We start from the raw sequence: 20199 nt of genomic DNA, 5'->3' as shown, positions 1-20199 counted from the left end.
TAAACTCTGATCAAAATCACAATAAACCCCGTTATCGAGTTTATCACCATCATGGGCCTAAGAATTATAGAACTCCTCCTACCAGAAGGATGTGAAGATAAAATAACAAGCATTACCGAAACCCTTCCTATTATTGATAACTGGCAAGGCCCCCCTCAAACCAAAAGGCAATGTTTTCGTTTCTTAGTAACGACGGAACAAACGGAAGCTATTTGTGATGCCATCCAAAAACATTTTGCTGGCTTTGAGCGATTTCGCATGATTATTTTACGAGCCGATGCCTCTCTCCCATTAGCAGAAACGCATCAGCCAAAATCACCAGGCCCCAAAAGTTTTTGGCATTACTTCAAGCCAGAAGGCAAAGAGCGGGTTAGCCGCGAAGAGATTTATCATGATATTGCCAAAGGCTGTCAGCTTAACTGGATGTTTATTGCCAATGTGGTGTTATCTGCGTTAGTGGCAGCAATAGGACTAATGCGGAATGATGTGGCCATTATTATTGGTGCAATGGTTATTGCTCCACTATTAAAGCCCAATGTAGCCATCGCGCTGGGCGTAATATTACATGAGGGCGGCTTAGCACTCAGAGCATTACTCACCAATTTATCAGGCATGTTAATTGGCTTAGTCATTGCCATTCTTATTGGGTTAACAATGGAAATTGACCCCACGATCCCTGAAATTAGCGCCCGCACTCATGTAGCCCTGGCTAATGTGTTATTAGCATTAGCTGCTGGTATGGCAGGTGCACTTTCTTTTACCAGCGGTGCAGCCAGCACGCTAATTGGAGTCATGGTTGCAGTGGCATTAATGCCACCACTTGTGACCATTGGGTTAATGATAGGAAGTGGTCATTGGCTAGAGGCCATGGGTGCAGCAGTATTATTTTTAGCCAATATTATTGCCGTTAACCTCTCTGCACTATTAGCCTTCAAATGGCAGGGGCTCCATCCCCGGCACTGGTGGCACCATGAAGCTGCCTGGAAAAATCTGAAGGCCAGTGTTGTATTTTGGGTGATGCTACTGCTCGCTATTTGTGCATTAATTGGTTTGTGGCTTGGGAAGATGAACTAACACATGCCAATGTTGCCGCTTTATCAGCCAACAGACGAGCTTTTCTATTTTGGGAACCATCCCGCTGCGGGGGTATTTTGCCTACCACACAGACTTGCTGTGCCGAGATTTTACTAACCACTAAATAGGATGTATTTTTTTCTGGCTGCTCAGGATTGTCGGCAACATTCAAGCGTACAATCATACTCGTCACTTGATCAGGCTTATCAGTTGGAAATCGCCACTCAATTTTTGAGCCCAGTTCACTAAAATTTGAGCTGACGGTTTCATTGAAGCGTAAAGGAAATTCCTGGTTATTTTTTATCAAGGTAATACTCTGCCGCAAGTCAAAATCAGTCACTTTGACCATTATATTGGCAAAGCCAGGGCAGGCTTGAATACTACTGTGATCATCACTTTCCAAGGTTTTACAATGTTGCTCGTCAATTGAGGTATAACGACTGCTAAACTGGCTCGATTGAATTTTCTCTTTAACTTTAGCGTTGGTTTGAATCAGGCTATCCAATATTTGCGGGCTTAATCTCGATTTGAGAGCTGCATGCGTACCATTTTGCTTGGCATCATTAATAGTTGGCGTTTTACAATGGTAAGGAATATTAGGAATAGCAACATCCAGTGTACACATAAAATCACCGGGTTTATAAGCAACCCCTTTTGCAGTCAGCACTTTAAACCAGTGATAACCTCCCCCTTCTGCTTGCTGAAATACCCCTGTATCTTGCAACAAATAAACTGGTACTATTTTGTTAAGCGCGAACGGCTGATTATAGGAAGTATCAGGCCCCGCTCGAAACCGCCCACCATAGGAAATCGCTTTAATTGGCCTGCCAGATAAAGCAGAATAGTTAATAAAATCCAGGTAATCACAAGGATATTCCTGTTGTGTGTTTACGTAACGCAACAAACCTTTTTGGCCTGAGGATTCGATTTCTAAGGAATTGTCCACAGAAACATAAGTATTATTTTTTTGCCAGCTAGCAAAGCCAATCTGCTTTCCATTCGCTGTTAACGAAAATGAGCCCCCTTCACCCAAATAGGCTAATACTGTTGTTTTATCAGTTACACAACGATAAGCAATATGGTCAAAACCACTCTCTTCTGAGTAAGCCAATGTGGATGAAAGAGCAGCGAGAGCGAAACAAGTAACTACAACCTTTCTCATAAATTATCCAGCTTATTAGGAATAAGCAATCATTATGACAAATTGCTTATGTCAATTAAACGTCAATTTTCTCTTGTCATCAGTTTGAAAAAGTATAATTTAATGTATCGCGTCACAAATCCAACGAAGAAAAGTATACATGTTATAGCAAAACCGCTATTGTCTTAGCCAATCATGTCAGCCTTCAATGATGAAGCCGTGATTAATCAGAGGAAGTAGCCCTGTTTTACAGGGCTCATTCTTTACTTTTCTAAACAATTACCCCTCACGATACATTACATCCGTTCGCATCACAAAGATATAGTCGACCCATTCAACATCCTCTGCGCCCAGCGATATCTCAGCATTATGGTTAAGTCCTACTGAACGTACCTCCCAACCAGACTGAGTACAAAATACTGTTTCGGCGGTTTGGCTTCATAAGGGCACCTCTAATAACTGTGTTAGCTTGCTTGGAAAGACAACCAGCCTTACACGTCGCAAACCGTCTTGTTCAAGACCCCGTCAGCTTGCGTAGAGGCCATAAACAATTATTAGAGGTGCCCTTTTATTTTGGCTATAAACAAAAAGTATTTTTTCATTTAAGTATGACTTAGAAAATTGTACTAATTGGTTTGGTTATTTAAGGCAGCAAAACCAAACTTGACTTGTTTTATGTGTGAAGATACTAACTCAATTTTATCTGTCCATATCCCACCAGTATAACCTTCTGGTAATTCTTTTATATATTCAATAGCATTAAACCCGGGAATACCATTAGTTGACATATCTGGATTGTATGGTCCAACTAAATAGTAATCCGTTCCAACGCTATCCATTCTCTCTTTAAATCTGTTAGGCCACCCCCATAAAAACTTTGCATAGTTGACTGGTATAAGAACAGTTGTATTTGTACATGCCTTTGTAACAACACCCGTCCAGCCGGTTAGCATGTAATTTTTAAGGCATTTTTTTACTTGTTTTTTTGTAAACACTTTAAGCCAAGAATAGTCTTCAGCTAGTTTAGCAATAGGCTTATCCCCTCCATAAAAGCTAAGATTATCTGCATTTTCCTTTTTCTCTAGCTCAAGATATTTCGCTAACATAACTGCTTCGTTTGGATCATTACTTTTTATATTGATAAGAAATTTTTTATTGGGAAATGCTTGAATTACTTGTTTTAGTGTTGGTATCAACCCTACCCCCATTCCTCTAAAAGGATAGTTTTTTCCACCATCATAGGTATAGTTATAACCAACATCTAATGTTTTTAAGTATTTGAGAGTCTGCTCTCTGGTAATACCACTCCCATTTGTTCGACAGTTAAGCGTCCAGTCGTGAAATACAACAAACTCACCATCTTTTGTAGGATGTATATCTATTTCTACGGTATCTGCTTTATATTCAAATGCTTTCGATATAGCCAATATTGTATTTTCTATATAAGTGTGGGTTGGTTTACTGATGCGGCTAGCCGTGCACTCATCCTTTGCTAAATTGGTTCTATCATAATTTTGGTATACTCCTCGATGCGCAAGCAGGTAAAAACCGCCATTACCTTTATCAGCTAGCCATGAAGCATTCATAATATACAAAATACTGCCTATCAGTAGTGTTATTATGAAAATTATCTTAGTCATAATAATTCATCAATCTCTTTTTTATTTATATTGTTTTTATGGCCGCCACTCATTATTTTTTCACCTACACTTTTTATACTACAGTAAGTCATAAGTTTCTGTTGCCTCACCATTATTCGCTCGCTCAAAGCTATGTATGTTAGCCCTAAACCAGCCATAAATACAAAGTAACCCCCTACGTTTCATCATTGTCAGAGGTTTCATCTCCCTCCCATCCAAGCTAAAATCTGCCCAATTGGATTTTTGCTAGCAGATGCGTTCATGAACGATACAAGACAATTACTGGCTATTGACTTACCCCGCAAAGCAGGTGATCGGCGGGTGTGGGGTTCGCTTTCTGGAGCAGGTATGGGGTTGGCATTAAGCCAGGCTTGCTTGCAACATGACTCACTCAGTTTAATGATTACTCCCAACTCAGCAGCCGCTGATCAATTAGAGCAGGAGTTGCGGTTCTTTCTCAAACACCGGGATGATATCGATATCCTAAACTTTCCTGACTGGGAGACCCTTCCCTACGACAGTTTTTCTCCCCACCAGGACATTATCTCCCAGCGGTTATTAACCCTTTATCGATTACCCACTATCAGTCGTGGGGTGTTAATTGTACCCATTACCACCCTGATGCATCGGCTCACCCCTCAGCATTATTTACACGGCAACAGTCTGGTCATCAGTAAAGGGGACCGGATGGACTTGGACCAACAGCGCCAAGTGCTGGAGCAGGCAGGCTACCGTTGTGTCGACACTGTTTATGAACATGGTGAATTTGCCATTCGGGGCGCTTTGCTTGATATTTTCCCAATGGGGAGTCAAGTGCCTTATCGGATAGACCTGTTTGATGATGAGGTAGATACTCTTCGTACTTTCGACCCTGAAACCCAGCGTTCTCACCAAACCGTTGACAAAATACAACTGCTACCGGCCAAAGAGTTTCCCCTCACCAAAGAAGCCATTGCAATATTTATGCAACGGTTTCGGGACACATTTGATGTAGATTTTCGCCAGTCCCCTATTTATAAAGATGTGAAACAGGGGCTTAGCCCAGCAGGAATTGAATACTATTTAGCCCTGTTTTTTGAACAATGTGCCTTATTATTTGATTACTTGCCTAAAGATACCTTGGTCATTACCACTGACCAAATTGAGCCAGCTACCCAACGATTCTGGCAAGATGCCAATGAACGATTTGAAAGCCGCCGTTATGACCCTGAACGCCCAATTCTTCCTCCCCATCAAGTGTTTGTGCCTGTTGAAGAATTAAACCATAAACTAAAAAGTTTCCCTCGCGTGGTGCTAGCAGATACGACAGCACCTAATAAAGCAGGTCATCTCAACTTACCCATTCACCCAGTCCCTAACTTGCCCGTGGATGCTCGCGCTGAACAACCATTAGCCAGTTTACAAACCTTTATGCTGGAGCAGCAATCCAGCAAAATTTTATTTTGTGCAGAGTCAGCTGGACGCCGAGAAACCTTATTAGCGCTTTTAACCAAAATTAATTGCCGCCCTGAACAATACGACAATTTGCACCAGTTTATGGTGAGTGAGCAGGCCATCGGGATTACCATTGCACCCATCGAAAACAGCTTGTGGCTAAACCAACCTGGTTTAGTGGTCATTGCCGAAACCACCCTGTTTGGCCAACGGGTAATGCAACGGCGGCGCCGAAAGAAAACCCAAGATCAATCTGACCAAATTATCAAAAACCTGACAGAGCTTCGCATTGGCGCACCTGTCGTGCATATCGATCATGGGGTAGGACGTTATCGGGGCTTAGAAAAGCTTAACATTGACAACCAGGACGCTGAGTTTCTAATGCTGGAGTATGCCAATGAAGCTAAATTGTATGTGCCAGTTTCCTCATTACACTTAATCAGTCGTTATACCGGTGCCGACGATGCATTAGCCCCTCTTCATAAGCTTGGTACTGACAAATGGAGTCAGGCTAAACGCAAAGCAGCCGAAAAAGCCCGCGATGTGGCTGCTGAATTATTAGATATTTATGCCCGCCGTGCAGCTCGTCAAGGTTTTACCTTTAGTAATCCTGACGATAACTATGAAATGTTTTGTGCTGGCTTTCCGTTCGAAGAAACTCCTGATCAACAGACAGCCATTGAAGCGGTTGTAAAAGATATGACCGCCAAGCAACCCATGGATCGACTCGTTTGTGGTGATGTAGGTTTTGGTAAAACAGAAGTAGCCATGCGTGCGGCTTTTTTAGCTGTACAAAGTCAAAAGCAAGTCGCGGTTTTAGTCCCTACCACCCTACTAGCCCAACAACATTATGAAAGTTTTAAAGACCGTTTTGCTGATTGGCCAGTGAATGTGGAGGTGATTTCCCGCTTTAAAACCAGCAAAGAAACGCAAGTGGTCCAGCAGCATGTAGCAGAAGGTAAAGTGGATATTCTCATCGGCACTCACAAACTGCTACAAAGTGATCTTAACTTCAAAGCGCTGGGGTTATTAATTATTGATGAAGAACATCGGTTTGGGGTACGACAAAAAGATAAATTAAAAGCCCTTCGTTCAGAAGTGGATATTTTAACTTTAACCGCCACCCCCATTCCCAGAACTTTGAATATGTCTATTGCCGGTATGCGTGACCTGTCGATTATTGCTACGCCACCTGCCCGTCGTTTATCTGTTAAAACCTTTGTTCGCCCTTCAGATAAAGCTGTCACTAAAGAAGCCATTTTGCGGGAGTTATTACGTGGCGGCCAGGTGTATTACCTGCACAATGAAGTCAAAACTATCGAAAAAACCGCCACCGAGCTAGCGGAATTAGTGCCAGAGGCCCGAATATCCATTGGTCATGGTCAAATGCGCGAGCGCGAATTAGAGCAGGTCATGTCAGACTTTTATCATAAACGCCATAATGTATTAGTCTGCACTACCATTATCGAAACGGGTATTGATATCCCCAGTGCTAATACCATTATTATCGATCGGGCCGATAAATTTGGCTTAGCCCAATTACATCAATTAAGAGGCCGAGTAGGACGCTCCCATCACCAAGCTTATGCTTATTTACTCACCCCTGCCTCCAAGAAAAATATGACGGCAGATGCCGCCAAACGATTAGAAGCCATTGCCAATGCCCAAGAGTTAGGTGCTGGATTTACCCTGGCCACCCATGATTTGGAAATTCGTGGTGCGGGTGAATTATTAGGTGAAGAGCAAAGTGGGCAAATTCAGTCGGTGGGTTTTTCCCTTTATATGGAAATGCTCAACCGTGCCGTTAAAGCCATTCAGCAAGGTAAAACCCCTAATTTAGATAAACCATTAGACCAAGGCCCGGAGGTTAACCTCCGGTTACCTGCATTAATTCCCGATGAATATATTCATGATGTTCATACCCGACTGATTATGTACAAACGGATTGCCAATGCTATGTCTGAATCAGAACTGGATGAACTACAAGTGGAGCTGATTGACCGCTTTGGTTTATTACCTGAAGCCACTAAACATTTATTCCGTATTACTCAACTGAAATTACAAGCTTCAGAAATAGGTGTCGAGAAAATTGATGTAGGCGCCGAAGTGGGTAGACTGGAATTCTCTGCCGAGGCGAAAGTCGACCCATTAACCATTGTTAAAATGGTGCAAAATCAACCACAACGTTACCGTTTGGAAGGCGCTACTATCCTGAAATACTTTGAAACCATGGATGAGCCTGACCAACGATTAAAATACACAGAAAGGTTATTAAATGAATTAAAACCTGCTGCCTGAGGGCTATAATTTAGAATGTGTAATCCTAGTAGCTTATAGTGGGTGTGGATAAGTAATACAGAACCTTATGAGGCATGGATGCCGATTAGAGCATCCAGGGACGGACTTGCTGCGTGTTCTGTATTGCTTATCTAGACCCGATAATTGCAACATCATCCAAGTAAACGATAGAAAAGTTAGTATATAGAGTTAGCAAGGAATGCTAAATGGTTAATAAAAACCGACTGGTGATTCATTTAATAAGCACAGCTTTTTTTCTGTTAAGTACTTGTCACTCAACTGCTCAGGAAAATCATTTTACAAAGCAGCCTTTTCAAGTGGAAATGATCGTTTTTCAGCATGAAGCCTTGTCTGATGATCGTTGGTGGCCCCCTATTCAACTGAACCCTTTTGCTCAATTAATCAATCCACCCACCCACCATTACCGTTAGTGATATTGAGCGATTAAATACGATACATACCAACCAATTGACGGATAGCTTGCAAAAGCTTAAGCAAAGTAATAAATATAATGTTTTATTTTATTCCAGTTGGCAGCAGCCGATACAAACCTCACCCATTTCATCTCCTACCCTATTAAAAGCTGGGGGACAATATGGTGAACACCACGAGTTAATTGGCAGTGTTGGCCTAGTGGCAGATAAAGAGCTACGCCTCACACTTGATTTTTGGTGGCGAGAGTTCGACCCAGTGCAACCTCACCAGCGGGAGCAGGTAAATCCCCATCATCTGATAAAAGCCGGGCCGGAACAAACGGAATACCAAATTAGCCGAAATTTTCATTTACGCCAGCAACAGCCACTCAAGCCCAACCAAATTTATTATGTCGATAGCCCAGTATTAGGCATGTTAGTGTTACTTACCCCTAGCCAACCATAAAAAGTTGCTAAACTTATTGAAACGCCAGTTATTGAGAAGTAGGAGTAGCAACCATGTTCCGCTCATTTATCCAGTGCATGCTATTAATCACTTGCTTAACAGGAGCAACTGTGTGGGCTGCCGATCCCCTGAAATTAACCAACGGTGAGTGGCCACCTTATTTATCGAAAGAATATAAACACCATGGGCTTATTTCTCATATTGTGACCGAAGCCTTTAAACAATCTGGGGTAACCGTTGAATATGGCTTTTTTCCCTGGAAACGGGCATTTAAAGAGGCACAAGAAGGTAAAAAGTGGGCAGGGTCAGTGGTTTGGACTAAAAACCCAGACAGGGAAGCAGATTTTGTATTTAGCGATACCGTTATCGAACTTAAAGAAGTGTTTTTTCATCGGAAAGACCTCCAGTTCGACTGGAGCACGATGAAAGACTTAAGCAAATATAAAATTGGCGCATCGATTGGTTACAGTTATGGCGATGCATTTGCTAAGGCTGAAGCAGATAAACTCATCAACGTTGCACGGACAGCCAAAGATGAGACCAGCTTAAAAAAATTAGCCGCGGGCCGGATTGATTTATTTCCTGCCACCTTAGAAGTAGGCTATGCATTAATCGCAGATAAATTAGATGAGGCTTCAGGTAAACTTCTAACCAATCACCCTAAGCCGTTACGAGAAACCAGCTACCATTTAATTCTCAGCAAAAAAGTAGCCAATAGCGAAGAGCTAATCAAAAAATTTAATGAAGGCTTGGCAAAAATCAAAAGCTCTGGTGTTTACGATAAAATGCTAACAGATAGTATTGATGGTAAGTATCGCCCATAACACAAACGGATAGTAAGTGAAAAACCAGTAATAGGGTTACTCGTTAATTGGTTGATATTCACTACCCTTTGGGTGAGTCGGCGTTGATGCCAGCTGTAAATTTCAAAGTGAGTCATAATCCGACTTGGCCTTGACCAACTAAGCTGATAGCATACTGTACAAAACAACAGTATTAAGAGTATTACAAGAATACAGTATGCGCTTGTTTATTGCCGAAAAACCCAGTTTAGGCAGAGCCATTGCCGATGTTCTCCCCAAGCCCCACCAAAAGGGAGATGGTTATATCCAAGTCGGCAATGGTGATTGCGTCAGTTGGTGTATTGGTCATTTACTCGAACAAGCTCAACCCGATGCCTATGACCCTGCCTATAAGCAGTGGAAGCTGGAGCACTTACCAATTATTCCCGCACAATGGCAGCTAATACCTAAAAGCAAAACCAAAAAGCAGTTAGGTGTTTTACGTAAGCTGATTAAGCAAGCGGATCAGCTCATCCATGCAGGAGACCCTGATCGCGAAGGCCAAATTTTAGTCGATGAAGTTATTAATTTCATCGGCGTATCAGAAAACAAACGCTCAACTATTCAACGCTGCCTAATTAGTGATTTAAACCCAAACTCTGTGCGTAAATCATTGGCTAGTTTGCGTAATAACAAAGATTTTATCCCCTTAGCCACCTCTGCCTTAGCAAGGGCAAGAGCCGACTGGTTATACGGCATTAATATGAGCCGCGTCTGTTCGATTCAAGGCAGAAAAGCGGGTTACCAAGGGGTGCTTTCTGTTGGGCGTGTACAGTTTTCCTATATCTCTCTTTTGTGTCAAATCAATATAACTCATTGATTATAATAATTATTTACAATTGTAAAGTTGTCATTTTAGGTTGACATTGAGCAACTCTCTAAGATGCATCTATATAGAAGACATGAAAATTAACAAAAGCGAGACTATATGTTAAGAATTTATGACCTAAGAGACTATAAAAAACCGGTGACTATGGATGCAGTGTTAAGGGATACATTGCTGAAGGCTTTACAAAACAAGGAAGGTATAAATGAATCAAAAGCAACTAGACTTTTATTTTATTTTGAAATTTTTCTTGATTGCTTTGATTATTACCTTTCATTTATTGACTTAAATCGTAATTTAAGTGAAATCTATATAAGATTTTTTGTATTCATATATCAAGAATGTGATTTAAGTTCATCTGGCAAATACTGTATAGTAAATGATTACACCGATGCAATTCATTTGATTTATAGAAATAATAAATTAACTCCACCAGATTTACCCAAAGTGTATGATAATAGAATATCAGATGATATTAAAAAAGCTTCTCAAGCGTTTGACCATAAGAAGATAAATATTGAAAAACTAAAGTATTATCATGGGTGGCATGCCACCTCATCAGATCATAAGAAGGTTAAATTATACCTTCACAATTTTTATCTACATTTTGGACTTGAGCTGACAGAAACTTTATCCGCTTCAATGCAACATTTGTATATCAAGTATCCAGCCTCAACAGCTAAATACAAGGCAAAAGTATTTGTTATGTTTTTAAACTGTCTTCCAATACTTTTTAAAAATTCTGATGAATTTTATATTGGTGGAAAGTCAACAAATGTTGCTAAAATTGTTGAACAAGTTTTTATTATTTGCAAACTTGAAAATAAAATAAAAGGCAATGACATTAGATATTTTTACAAAAACTGGTCTACTATTGTAAAAATAGTCTACGACACCTTGATTCAATCTAAGATTTGGTGTCAGCCACTTTATGAATTGATTGTTCCAGAATTTAAGTCATCATCAAAAACATTTAAAACTCACAGGAAAATTATAAATGGAGAGGTGTTTTCACGAAAATTAATTACAGATATCCCACTTTCATATACAGACTCACAAGCTATGGAATCACTGTTAATAAGTTTGGAGAATGATATATCTCATGTTGTAACAGCTTGCAAGAAAGCAGTAGATGTGATCATGAAGGGGTATTCTATACGAGATAAATTTGCTTCACAAGGAGTTGCTAGAGATTTCAAACGTAACCGTCACTTATATAAATATTATACCGACATGTCAGAAGAAAAAAACCAATGCGCTACTTGGGAAAAATATAACTATAATTTAATTAAAAATAACATTAGCATATCTACTTTTCTTGGTATTTCAGGAATAACTACTGACTTTATAAGAAAGTATTCAATTGTGCAAAATGATATGCTATATCCATTCTTATACCTTTTGGTTTATGAACACCCTATTATTACAAACTCATGGCTAGAGACATTCAAGTTATTTGATAAAAATGGAAATACAGTCGGGTTTATAGAAAGTAGTGATAGCAAGTTAGCTATTGGTAACAAACCGAGACGATCTGCAAAAAATGCTGAGCAAAAAATAGTTTTAAATGAACGCTCTGAATACTTATTTGACTGTTTGATTAAATTGACTTCTCAAGCTAGAGGCTACTTAAAGCAATGTAATAAAGATGATTATGTATATATTCTTTTATCAGGAAATAGTTTTGGAAAACCCTCTCGAGTGAAAAACTTAAGGGCTCAAAAAGTATTTTCTAATTCCACTCTAAACGATTATTTGTTGGCTCCTAGCAACTATGCAGATACTGAGAGAGCAAAAACAATACTTTCCAACCTAACTCTCTCACGGTTTAGAGCAAGCTGTGCTGTTCAAGTTTACTTACAAACCAACAGTATTGAAGCAATAGCAGAGGCACTAGGCCATAAGAAGCCATGCCCTAGGCTGCTTGAACGGTATTTGCCTGACCCAATTTTAAAGTTCTTTCAAGAAAGATGGATTCGAATTTTTCAAAATGCAATAATATTTGAAGCCATGAAAAATAGTGAGTATTTATTCGATGCTATTGATATAGACGAAAAAGCTTTAGATAAATTTCTCCTAAATCACCGGCTTAAACCATTACCTAAACATATTCTTCAGGGTAAATTGGATGATATCTCACCTATTTTCAAAGAAAATAGAAGTAATAAATTTTCTAATGATAAGCTAATCATACCCTTATCAACATCACTACTGTCAGTTTTGAAGTGCATTGTCCATCTGGTTGAAATAGCCCCAGCTAAAAGTAACAAAATAACTAGAACAGCAAAAGAATGGTACCAGACTGCAAGATATATTATTAATTCTTTGGATGAAACCCAAAAAAGGCGTGCTGACCCAGACCTTCAAGCTATCATCGAGTCTTCCACTAATATAGATCCTTTACTAATAAAAATGCAAGGGGCTATCTATGAGTGTTGAATTAGTTAACAATAACTTTGACCTAGAAAAAATAACTGATGCAGAGTATGCTGAAGTTAAAAAGCTTATATTGAGCATGGATCTTAAGCAGCGCTCTAGTTTTCTAGAACAACTATCAGATGATGAAGTTTTTAGAGATGAAATAACACAGCCAATCTGGCTTGTTTCAAACTACTCAGACAATGTTTGGATATGTGACCTTAAACAAAAAAATGAAATTATTCTTGATTTCAGAATTTACTTAGATGATGACTCACTGCTGACCGATACAAAAAATTTTAACTTGCTAAATACATTCAAATTTTATTTATGTGCTTTGACATCTCGCCGTTTCAATGGAGGGAAGTACATGAAGTGGATTCAAATAACTAGACATTTTAAGAAAGGTGTTGTCTTAATTGATTCTCTACTAACTCGCTCCAAGCAGTATCAACTAGGAAAATTTGGGCTTGAATTAATTGGGAGGAATGAAATTATATCATTACTAGCTGATATTTATCATGGCTGTGGCTCCATCGGCGCCTATAGGGTTTTTGAAAAGGTTTCCTGTTTTTTTAGAGAAAAAATAAAATTTATAGACATTAATACTATTGATAAATATGAAGATAACTATCCTTTAATTAGGTGGAAGCCAAATCACATGCTCCTAGACTTATCACATGATGAATTGATTAAAGCTAGAGTTTGGCTATTAAATAATAATTTTTTTTCATTATCCCAATGGGGTTGGCATCAGCGGTAATATTATTACAAAAAAGCTCTATAACCTAATATTCTCCAACACTCTTAGAATTCCTTATAACACAACAATTCCTACTGAGTTGCGTATAACACCAATAGAGTGGTCAACTACTGAGTATAACTCCGTTCCTATTTTGAATGATAAAGAGGAAAGTCATTTAACCCCACATTCGTTACAGACTTATATATTTTCTTTACAAAAATTATCAGTTTGTAGTGGAAAACAGTTCTCTGAAGTTTGCGACGAATCTGCCTTTGATATCAATACAAAGGATATTATACTTGAATTTGATAAAATTAATGGCAATGGGCGATTCAGAAGTGTTCCTGCAATCGTTGTCTTTGAAGCAATGCGTAACGGTTTTGAATTTTGTTTCAAATATGCCGATGATATTCTTAATTCTTTACTAGGTGTGTTAGAGTCAGCCAGCAAGAAAGGTATTATCACCAATACAACGTCTAAAAATATGGATGAGATAATAAAAAATAATATTTCAAGCACTCTCCAAGCAATGGGTGTAAAAAAATATACCATTGGTTATAAGAATAATAATTTTGAAAACTCATTTGATCACCTTAGATCCGATGAAGGGCTTATTGAGCTATATGAAGTACTTTTAGGTTCAATTTTGGTCGTTTTGGGTAGCGTTGCTGCTCGTAGACAGGGAGAGATTATCGATTTACACGATGATGCACTTATTCCTGACATAAACCCCAACATACTGAAAAACAAAAACATTAATTTTTTTCTATCCTTTTATAATAGAAAATCAGGGGATGAAACAGACCGTGAACGACTTTCTAGGCCTATTCCTAGGTCAGTGGCGGGACTTATATGGAAGCTAAAGTTGTTCAAGAAAAACCTTACTGATAAGAAATTAATTGAACCAAGCCAGTGCCTATGGGTACTCTTTAAAAAGAAATATATAGCTAGAAAATCATAAAGTGACATAGTCGATTCGCTCAATAAACAGGCTGTATCTGAGGGTAGAGGCATTCTATTTATGCCACATTATAGATTTCCAGCTATACCCAAGAGAAAATCTTCAATACAGATACATCAAATCGATGTTTAAATATTTTTTGTGATTATTTTGAAACACCAACTATAAAAGCAAAAGATGGCCAGAAACATCGTTATTACATTAGACAACATCAGCTTAGAAGATTTTTCGCCATGGCATTCTTTTGGGGGTCAGGATATGAAGGGTTAGGGACACTACGCTATTTTCTTGGTCATACTGATACAGAGCACCTCTATCACTATATCACTGAAATTGTACCAGGAACCGTCTTAAGAGGTGTTCAAGCACAACGTATTTTATATGGTTTAAGTGCTGATGATATTGAAAGCACAGATAAGTTACGCATAATTCTTAAAAATCGTTTTGGCGTGTCTGATGTCGAGATCAGAACCCTACAGGAAGCGGTTGAGTTTTTGGAAGAAGATTTTATCAATGGTCATATTGATACCATTCCATCAATTAGTGAACTAAAGGAACGGCTAGAATCCAACATATTTCAGCTACTTGAAGAAGATTTTATTCGATTGGAACCACAGTTTTTAAAGGTTGAAAATGAACAAGGTGAAGTAGTAGATAAGATTCATCTAACACTGATAGTAAGAGAGATAAATAATGTGTGTGTCTAATACTCGGATTAAATCTATTCAGGCACTAGAAACTCTACTGCTAAATATTGTAAATGATCCAAAAGCATTTTTAAAAGAAAAAGGATGTATAGCTGCTTTGAAATCACAGCGAAAGCTATCTGCATATCAGAATGATGACTTAGCCATTTACCCTTGCGCATTGAATACGCTCAAAGCCAATGCAGATCAGTTATTAAGTCGTGGCTATTCAGGATTAGACGGGCTTAGACTCCATGCGCTTGAAGCTATCGAGTCAGCTAAGCAGATAGAGACAAGAGGAAATAAGACTACTAAAAAGGGAGCTATCAATTTATTGAAGGAAAAAGAAGCTGAAATTGTGTTGCTACAACAGCAAAACATGCATTTAGTTTTGATCTGTCAAGAGTTAAAGAGAATAGCACATACTTATGCATCTAGTGGAGATGAAAAAATTCAAGCTCTTTACAAAAAAGATATGAAGAGAATAAATTCATTACTTTCTCTATCTCATCCAACTCATACTTTGTAGGTAGGTAGTTTTTTGAATAAAATAAAACAACTGTTCTCAATTTTACCTGAAAGCACTAGCCTGCCCTATTTTGTCGATACTACGACAGGTGAAGTTGTAATGAGAGAGGCAGCTAATCTTCCATTTTTAACCTGGCCCAATAAGGTTCCTTGTATAGAGGCAAATGCTTACATGCTTAAACTTTGGTCTCAACATCTTAGCAGAAGAACCAGGGGAGGAACTGTAGCAACTTACGCTAAGAATATATCACCATTGATCCGGTTTTGCTTTGATAATCAAATCAGCTTTATTGAGCTAACTGACAATAGATTCACTCAATTTATCAATGGGCTAAGCATTAAGGATAAATCCGGCCAGATCATTAGAACAACAAACACGATCCTTAATATAGGACGACGTTGCATTGATTTTTTAAACTTCATTGGTGAATTTCATTCCCATGAAAACTTCATTGGTACAATGAACTGCTCTATTGTAGTGCAAAGAAAAGAATTTAGTATTAGCACCAAGGCTAGGCTTATAAAAAAGAAATATTGGCATCACTCATCCTTTCCTCAACCTAGTCCGGTCAAGACTCGTAGCCCTATCAGCCTAAACATTATTAAAAAATTAAAACAAGCTGCTATCCAAACAGTAGACAAACATATTAGGCTCAGAAGAAAGATCATGATCTACGCCTATGAAGTGACTGGGGGAAGGCGTATTGAAATAGCTAATATCAAGACAGAGGACATCAATGAGGCCTTAAATTCAAGTGAGAGTTCACCATTACTTAGTATGATAACAGCAAAAAAAGGCACACCAAGATTGATTCCAGTACCACGTGGATTCCTTCAGGAATGTCTGTTTTATATGGATTTCTCAAGAAAAAGAGTCATACGCAAGACAATAGGAATCAAAAATGATCATGGTTATCTATTTATAAATCATCAAACCGGAAAACCTCTTACCCCAGAGACAATGACAGGGGAAATGAATCGTCTTTGTAAATCAATGTCCATTGACTCAAGCTTAGGTCATGGACATCTTTTTAGACATGGTTATATTACTCGGATCATGGTCGACTTAATTAGCAGGCATAATATAAACAACAAAGATGAGTTTAGGCGTGCACTACTCAATGTAGAATCTTTGAAACTAGAGCTTCAACAGTATACAGGCCATAGAAACACATCATCACTAGATACATATATTGATTTAGCTTTTCACGAAATAACAAACTATAAAGAGACGATTGATTCAGTATTGCTTGCTAGGTCAGCAGAAATTATGCTTGATAGACTGTTACAGACCACTGATGAAGCTAAATACCATCAGATTATTACTAGAGATGTCATTGATACTATGCAAGAGATAATTTTTCAGTTTCGAGATAATGTGTTAAGCACCAATTAGTTTTGCCACTTCGGTAGCTAAGTACTATGTTGTGTCATCATGAGTTTCTAGCAAGCCGTCTAGTTATTTATTTTTATTCTGGTTATCCTATATGTCACGTCTTTTCATTGCAGAAAAACCCAGCCTAGCAAGAGCAATTGCCGCAACATTGCCTAGCCCACAAAAAAAGGAGCAAGGTTTCATCAAGTGTAGTAACGGGGATGTTGTTACCTGGTGTATTGGTCACCTACTTGAGCAAGTGGAACCCGATGCTTATGATGAAAAATATAAGCGCTGGTCGCTTACTGATTTACCAATAATCCCGACACAATGGCAGCTCAAACCACGAAAATCTGCATCAAAGCAGCTTTCTGTTATTCGTAAACTTCTTAAAGAGTTTGATCAAATCATCCATGCGGGTGACCCAGATCGAGAAGGCCAACTATTGGTAGACGAGGTAATTGACTACTGTAAGGTAAGTAATGCAAAGAAAGATCAGATTCAACGATTATTGATTAGTGACCTGAACTTGCCCGCCGTCAAGACAGCCTTAAATCAAATGCGCAGTAATCGAGAGTTCATACCACTGTCTATTTCTGCCCTAGCTCGATCAAGAGCCGACTGGTTATACGGTATTAACATGTCCAGAGGCTATACCTTACTGGGGCAGAAGGCGGGCTATAAAGGAGTTCTATCAGTCGGAAGAGTTCAATCGCCTCTGGTTGGCTTAGTTGTGCGCCGTGATGAAGAGATAGAGAACTTCGTACCAAAAGATTATTTCACACTTGATGCGATCATACCTTACCAGCAAAATCCCATGATAGAGATTCGTGCCCGCTGGCAGCCCAGTGAAGCTTGCAAGCCCTGGCAAAACGAAGAAGGAAGAGTAATTCACCGCAAACTGGTAGAAAATGTTGCTTCAAGAATCGCCGGTCAGCCGGCCCATGTTATTGAATCTGAACAGAAACAAACTAAACAAGCCCCTCCCCTACCTTATTCGCTATCTTCGCTTCAGATAGATGCCGCCAAACGATTTGGCTTGAGTGCTCAACAAGTGTTAGATACTTGCCAGTCCCTCTATGAAAAACATAAGTTGATTACCTACCCACGCTCAGATAGCCGATATTTACCTAATGATCATTACAAACAGTCAGAGCAAGTGCTGGATGCCATCGCAAACAATGAACAAATTCTTAGTAACGCAGTTGTAAAGGCAGATAGACAGCTCAAGTCTAAAGCATGGAATGATAGTAAAGTAGATGCACATCATGCCATTATTCCTACACCCAAAAAGCAGTCCCTAAGTGGCTTAACTGCCAATGAATTAAAGATTTACCAGCAAGTAGCAAGGCAATACATCATTCAATTTTACCCTAGTGCACGTTATGCAGAATCCAAGTTAGTTTTTGATATTGCTGGTGGCTGTTTTATTGCTAAGGGGCGTGTACTTATTGATGCAGGCTGGAAAACATTGATTGGCAAAGAAGGTCAAGATGAGCATCAAAACAGCGTACCTGCAATTAAAAAGGGGACGGAATTACTGTGCCGTGAGGGTGAAATCAAAGATCGAAAAACAGAACCACCGAAGCCTTTCACTGAATCCAGTTTATTACAAGCAATGACAGGTATTTCTAGATTTGTTGCAGATAAAGATCTAAAAAAAATCTTGAGAGAAACTGATGGGCTTGGCACAGAAGCAACAAGAGCAGGCATTTTAGAAACGTTGTTTAAGCGAGGGCTATTAGCACGTAATGGAAAAATTATTATCAGCACTCCGGCAGCAAGGGGGCTTATACACGCATTACCACTTGAGGCTACATACCCAGATATGACAGCCCATTGGGAGCATCAGCTACAAGCAATGGCAGAAAAAAACCAGGCCTATCGACCATTTATGGACGCGCTCGAACAGAGAGTACAAACTCTTATGACAAAGATTAAAATGGGCGATGTCCCCGAATCTTTACGTCATCTTCCTCAGGTTGAGCCACCTAAATTTAAACGTAAAAGAACCAGTGGTAAGCAAAAAACTAAAAGAAGAGCCAGCTCCACGAAAGCTTAGCAACCCTCAACTATGAGGACTCAAAAGTGGCAAGTGTAGTAGGCTTATTGACTTACTAACTTGCCATAAGCTTTTTATTCAGTGCCTGTTAACTCTACTTGAATTAGTGAATAATAAATATTAAAAAAGCATCTAACACTGAAAAATTGGTAAGATCAGATTAAATAAAAACTTGCTATAAGTCATTAATACTCACTTCCTGCTCACTCTGCACTTTGCGAGATTCAATAACTGCTGCAAGCTCTGCATCTTCTAGTTTATCCATTAACAGCTCATAAGCTTCAGCTGGAACACAATAAAATACTGGCTGATTATGATCTAGTACGACGACAGCTTCCCCTTCAGCTTGTTCAACCACTGCCATGGGGTTCTGCTTAAAGTCTGTAATACTGACTGAAAAATCTGCAAATATAGATTTAACTGTTTTCATTAAGATAGCTTTCCAGATAAATACCTTTATTTTACACTAACGTTTATTGCGGCTTAACTATCATGCACTGACTGATACTGAATAAAAAGCCTTACTGTTTCCAATACCTCGGCACCAGGCATGGGAGTCACACTTAACATCCATCAGTAACAAAGAAGCCAGCTATAAAAGCTTTATGGAGCCGATGACAAACACCCTTCATCAATTAATTACTCAGGTAGATGTGAGCGCATTTAGTCAGCTAAAAGGGAAAGGCCAAGCACCCAAACAATCCTATACCAAACCCTTAGTTCAAACTGGATATACTCGTTTTGGCAAGGCATCGCGCTCTTAATGACCTATCTCCTTTCATGGCGACTCTAGGGGCTGGCTTGTTTTTGAAAGAGCAAGTGGGCTTATACCACTACATAATAGGGGAGCACATCAGCAAAGGACCAGCCTACACAACCCTCTTCATTGGCCCAACGGTCATAATCTTGAGGACAACCACGCGTGAATATTTCAGCATTGATTGAGCCACCACCACCGAGAACTCGCGCCTGCGCAAATGGGATTTCGCGATTATTGAGGTGAGATTGAGGCGCCGTTTTGTAACCCCATGTCAAAGGCCCGCCTTTCATTTTAAGAAAACCAACGGGAATATGGATGTAAGGATTGCTATCTACGGGTCCAGCTTCCAGCAACAACACGCGAGCATCATTTATTTCACTTAATCGCCCTGCCAATGCACTACCAGCAGACCCACCACCTACTACTATGTAATCGTACATCTTTAAACTTACCTGTTTACTTTATTAACTGAGGGGTTTCTCCACTCTGTCGTCTCTAGTCGTATTTTGCTGCTGAAGCCACTATTTTTA

At 39.3% G+C, this 20199-nt stretch carries 18 protein-coding genes; 14 read left to right on the top strand and 4 right to left on the bottom strand.

All coding sequences use genetic code 11. The annotated features are described in order from the left end of the window. Window positions 1–51: 51 nt before the first annotated feature. Complete coding sequence (locus ORQ98_RS11475; RefSeq protein ID WP_274688949.1) at window positions 52–1074, top strand: TIGR00341 family protein; 1023 nt, start codon at window positions 52–54, stop codon at window positions 1072–1074. On the opposite strand, the gene ORQ98_RS11470 is transcribed toward ORQ98_RS11475, so the two are convergent. Continuing rightward, complete coding sequence (locus tag ORQ98_RS11470; protein ID WP_274688948.1) at window positions 1031–2236, bottom strand: hypothetical protein; 1206 nt, start codon at window positions 2234–2236, stop codon at window positions 1031–1033. The two genes, ORQ98_RS11475 and ORQ98_RS11470, sit on opposite strands and share 44 nt — an antisense overlap. Before the next feature lie 605 nt (window positions 2237–2841). Further along, a complete protein-coding gene (locus tag ORQ98_RS11465; RefSeq protein WP_274689022.1) occupies window positions 2842–3801 on the bottom strand; it encodes a glycerophosphodiester phosphodiesterase family protein in 960 nt (319 codons plus the stop codon). A 315-nt stretch (window positions 3802–4116) separates the two neighbouring features. Between ORQ98_RS11465 and mfd the strand changes: the two genes are divergently transcribed. From mfd to ORQ98_RS11405, 12 genes are all read left to right on the top strand, one after another. After that, window positions 4117–7587, top strand: a complete 3471-nt coding sequence (mfd, locus tag ORQ98_RS11460) for a transcription-repair coupling factor (RefSeq protein ID WP_274688947.1) — start codon at window positions 4117–4119, stop codon at window positions 7585–7587. Window positions 7588–7793: 206 nt separating this feature from the next. After that, window positions 7794–8018, top strand: a complete 225-nt coding sequence (locus ORQ98_RS11455) for a hypothetical protein (protein ID WP_274688946.1) — start codon at window positions 7794–7796, stop codon at window positions 8016–8018. A gap of 37 nt (window positions 8019–8055) precedes the next feature. After that, entirely contained in the window at window positions 8056–8466 is a 411-nt protein-coding gene (locus ORQ98_RS11450) for a CsiV family protein (protein WP_274688945.1), read from the top strand. Between the two features lie 53 nt (window positions 8467–8519). Next, window positions 8520–9290 carry a substrate-binding periplasmic protein gene (locus ORQ98_RS11445; RefSeq protein ID WP_274688944.1) on the top strand — a complete coding sequence of 257 codons (771 nt, stop codon included), beginning with the start codon at window positions 8520–8522 and terminating at the stop codon, window positions 9288–9290. A 196-nt stretch (window positions 9291–9486) separates the two neighbouring features. Next, entirely contained in the window at window positions 9487–10128 is a 642-nt protein-coding gene (locus ORQ98_RS11440) for a toprim domain-containing protein (RefSeq protein WP_274688943.1), read from the top strand. A gap of 108 nt (window positions 10129–10236) precedes the next feature. Next, the gene (locus tag ORQ98_RS11435; RefSeq protein ID WP_274688942.1) at window positions 10237–12573 is read left to right on the top strand and encodes a hypothetical protein; all 2337 of its coding nucleotides are present in this window, start codon (window positions 10237–10239) and stop codon (window positions 12571–12573) included. Beyond that, complete coding sequence (locus tag ORQ98_RS11430; protein ID WP_274688941.1) at window positions 12563–13315, top strand: hypothetical protein; 753 nt, start codon at window positions 12563–12565, stop codon at window positions 13313–13315. The genes ORQ98_RS11435 and ORQ98_RS11430 overlap by 11 nt, the downstream gene beginning before the upstream one ends. A 133-nt stretch (window positions 13316–13448) precedes the next feature. Next, complete coding sequence (locus tag ORQ98_RS11425; protein WP_274688940.1) at window positions 13449–14258, top strand: hypothetical protein; 810 nt, start codon at window positions 13449–13451, stop codon at window positions 14256–14258. Between the two features lie 233 nt (window positions 14259–14491). Further along, complete coding sequence (locus ORQ98_RS11420; protein WP_274688939.1) at window positions 14492–14965, top strand: hypothetical protein; 474 nt, start codon at window positions 14492–14494, stop codon at window positions 14963–14965. After that, a complete protein-coding gene (locus ORQ98_RS11415; protein ID WP_274688938.1) occupies window positions 14958–15473 on the top strand; it encodes a hypothetical protein in 516 nt (171 codons plus the stop codon). The genes ORQ98_RS11420 and ORQ98_RS11415 overlap by 8 nt, the downstream gene beginning before the upstream one ends. A gap of 12 nt (window positions 15474–15485) precedes the next feature. Next, window positions 15486–16868, top strand: coding sequence for a site-specific integrase (locus tag ORQ98_RS11410; RefSeq protein WP_274688937.1), 1383 nt, complete (start codon window positions 15486–15488; stop codon window positions 16866–16868). 91 nt (window positions 16869–16959) lie between these two features. Beyond that, the gene (locus ORQ98_RS11405) at window positions 16960–18909 is read left to right on the top strand and encodes a DNA topoisomerase III (RefSeq protein WP_274688936.1); all 1950 of its coding nucleotides are present in this window, start codon (window positions 16960–16962) and stop codon (window positions 18907–18909) included. A gap of 175 nt (window positions 18910–19084) precedes the next feature. On the opposite strand, the gene ORQ98_RS11400 is transcribed toward ORQ98_RS11405, so the two are convergent. Next, entirely contained in the window at window positions 19085–19339 is a 255-nt protein-coding gene (locus ORQ98_RS11400) for a type II toxin-antitoxin system Phd/YefM family antitoxin (RefSeq protein WP_274688935.1), read from the bottom strand. A gap of 175 nt (window positions 19340–19514) precedes the next feature. Between ORQ98_RS11400 and ORQ98_RS11395 the strand changes: the two genes are divergently transcribed. Then, the gene (locus ORQ98_RS11395) at window positions 19515–19673 is read left to right on the top strand and encodes a hypothetical protein (protein WP_274688934.1); all 159 of its coding nucleotides are present in this window, start codon (window positions 19515–19517) and stop codon (window positions 19671–19673) included. A gap of 61 nt (window positions 19674–19734) precedes the next feature. On the opposite strand, the gene ORQ98_RS11390 is transcribed toward ORQ98_RS11395, so the two are convergent. Beyond that, window positions 19735–20109, bottom strand: a complete 375-nt coding sequence (locus ORQ98_RS11390) for a GMC family oxidoreductase N-terminal domain-containing protein (protein ID WP_274688933.1) — start codon at window positions 20107–20109, stop codon at window positions 19735–19737. Window positions 20110–20199: the final 90 nt, after the last annotated feature.

Source organism: Spartinivicinus poritis, from assembly GCF_028858535.1.
GTDB classification, from domain to species: domain Bacteria; phylum Pseudomonadota; class Gammaproteobacteria; order Pseudomonadales; family Zooshikellaceae; genus Spartinivicinus; species Spartinivicinus poritis.
The sequence above is the reverse complement of the archived record's forward strand: the minus strand, read 5'-3'. Positions and strand labels throughout refer to the sequence as shown.

What these genes read in the sequence shown, in the direction of transcription:
- ORQ98_RS11405 (WP_274688936.1), top strand. Translation starts at nt 16,960, where the DNA reads ATGTCACGTCTTTTCATTGCAGAAAAACCCAGCCTAGCAAGAGCAATT.
- mfd (WP_274688947.1), top strand. Translation starts at nt 4,117, where the DNA reads ATGAACGATACAAGACAATTACTGGCTATTGACTTACCCCGCAAAGCA.
- ORQ98_RS11455 (WP_274688946.1), top strand. Translation starts at nt 7,794, where the DNA reads ATGGTTAATAAAAACCGACTGGTGATTCATTTAATAAGCACAGCTTTT.
- ORQ98_RS11395 (WP_274688934.1), top strand. Translation starts at nt 19,515, where the DNA reads ATGGAGCCGATGACAAACACCCTTCATCAATTAATTACTCAGGTAGAT.
- ORQ98_RS11435 (WP_274688942.1), top strand. Translation starts at nt 10,237, where the DNA reads ATGTTAAGAATTTATGACCTAAGAGACTATAAAAAACCGGTGACTATG.
- ORQ98_RS11475 (WP_274688949.1), top strand. Translation starts at nt 52, where the DNA reads ATGGGCCTAAGAATTATAGAACTCCTCCTACCAGAAGGATGTGAAGAT.
- ORQ98_RS11430 (WP_274688941.1), top strand. Translation starts at nt 12,563, where the DNA reads ATGAGTGTTGAATTAGTTAACAATAACTTTGACCTAGAAAAAATAACT.
- ORQ98_RS11470 (WP_274688948.1), bottom strand. Translation starts at nt 2,236, where the DNA reads ATGAGAAAGGTTGTAGTTACTTGTTTCGCTCTCGCTGCTCTTTCATCC.
- ORQ98_RS11445 (WP_274688944.1), top strand. Translation starts at nt 8,520, where the DNA reads ATGTTCCGCTCATTTATCCAGTGCATGCTATTAATCACTTGCTTAACA.
- ORQ98_RS11400 (WP_274688935.1), bottom strand. Translation starts at nt 19,339, where the DNA reads ATGAAAACAGTTAAATCTATATTTGCAGATTTTTCAGTCAGTATTACA.
- ORQ98_RS11465 (WP_274689022.1), bottom strand. Translation starts at nt 3,801, where the DNA reads ATGAATGCTTCATGGCTAGCTGATAAAGGTAATGGCGGTTTTTACCTG.
- ORQ98_RS11390 (WP_274688933.1), bottom strand. Translation starts at nt 20,109, where the DNA reads ATGTACGATTACATAGTAGTAGGTGGTGGGTCTGCTGGTAGTGCATTG.
- ORQ98_RS11420 (WP_274688939.1), top strand. Translation starts at nt 14,492, where the DNA reads ATGGCATTCTTTTGGGGGTCAGGATATGAAGGGTTAGGGACACTACGC.
- ORQ98_RS11440 (WP_274688943.1), top strand. Translation starts at nt 9,487, where the DNA reads ATGCGCTTGTTTATTGCCGAAAAACCCAGTTTAGGCAGAGCCATTGCC.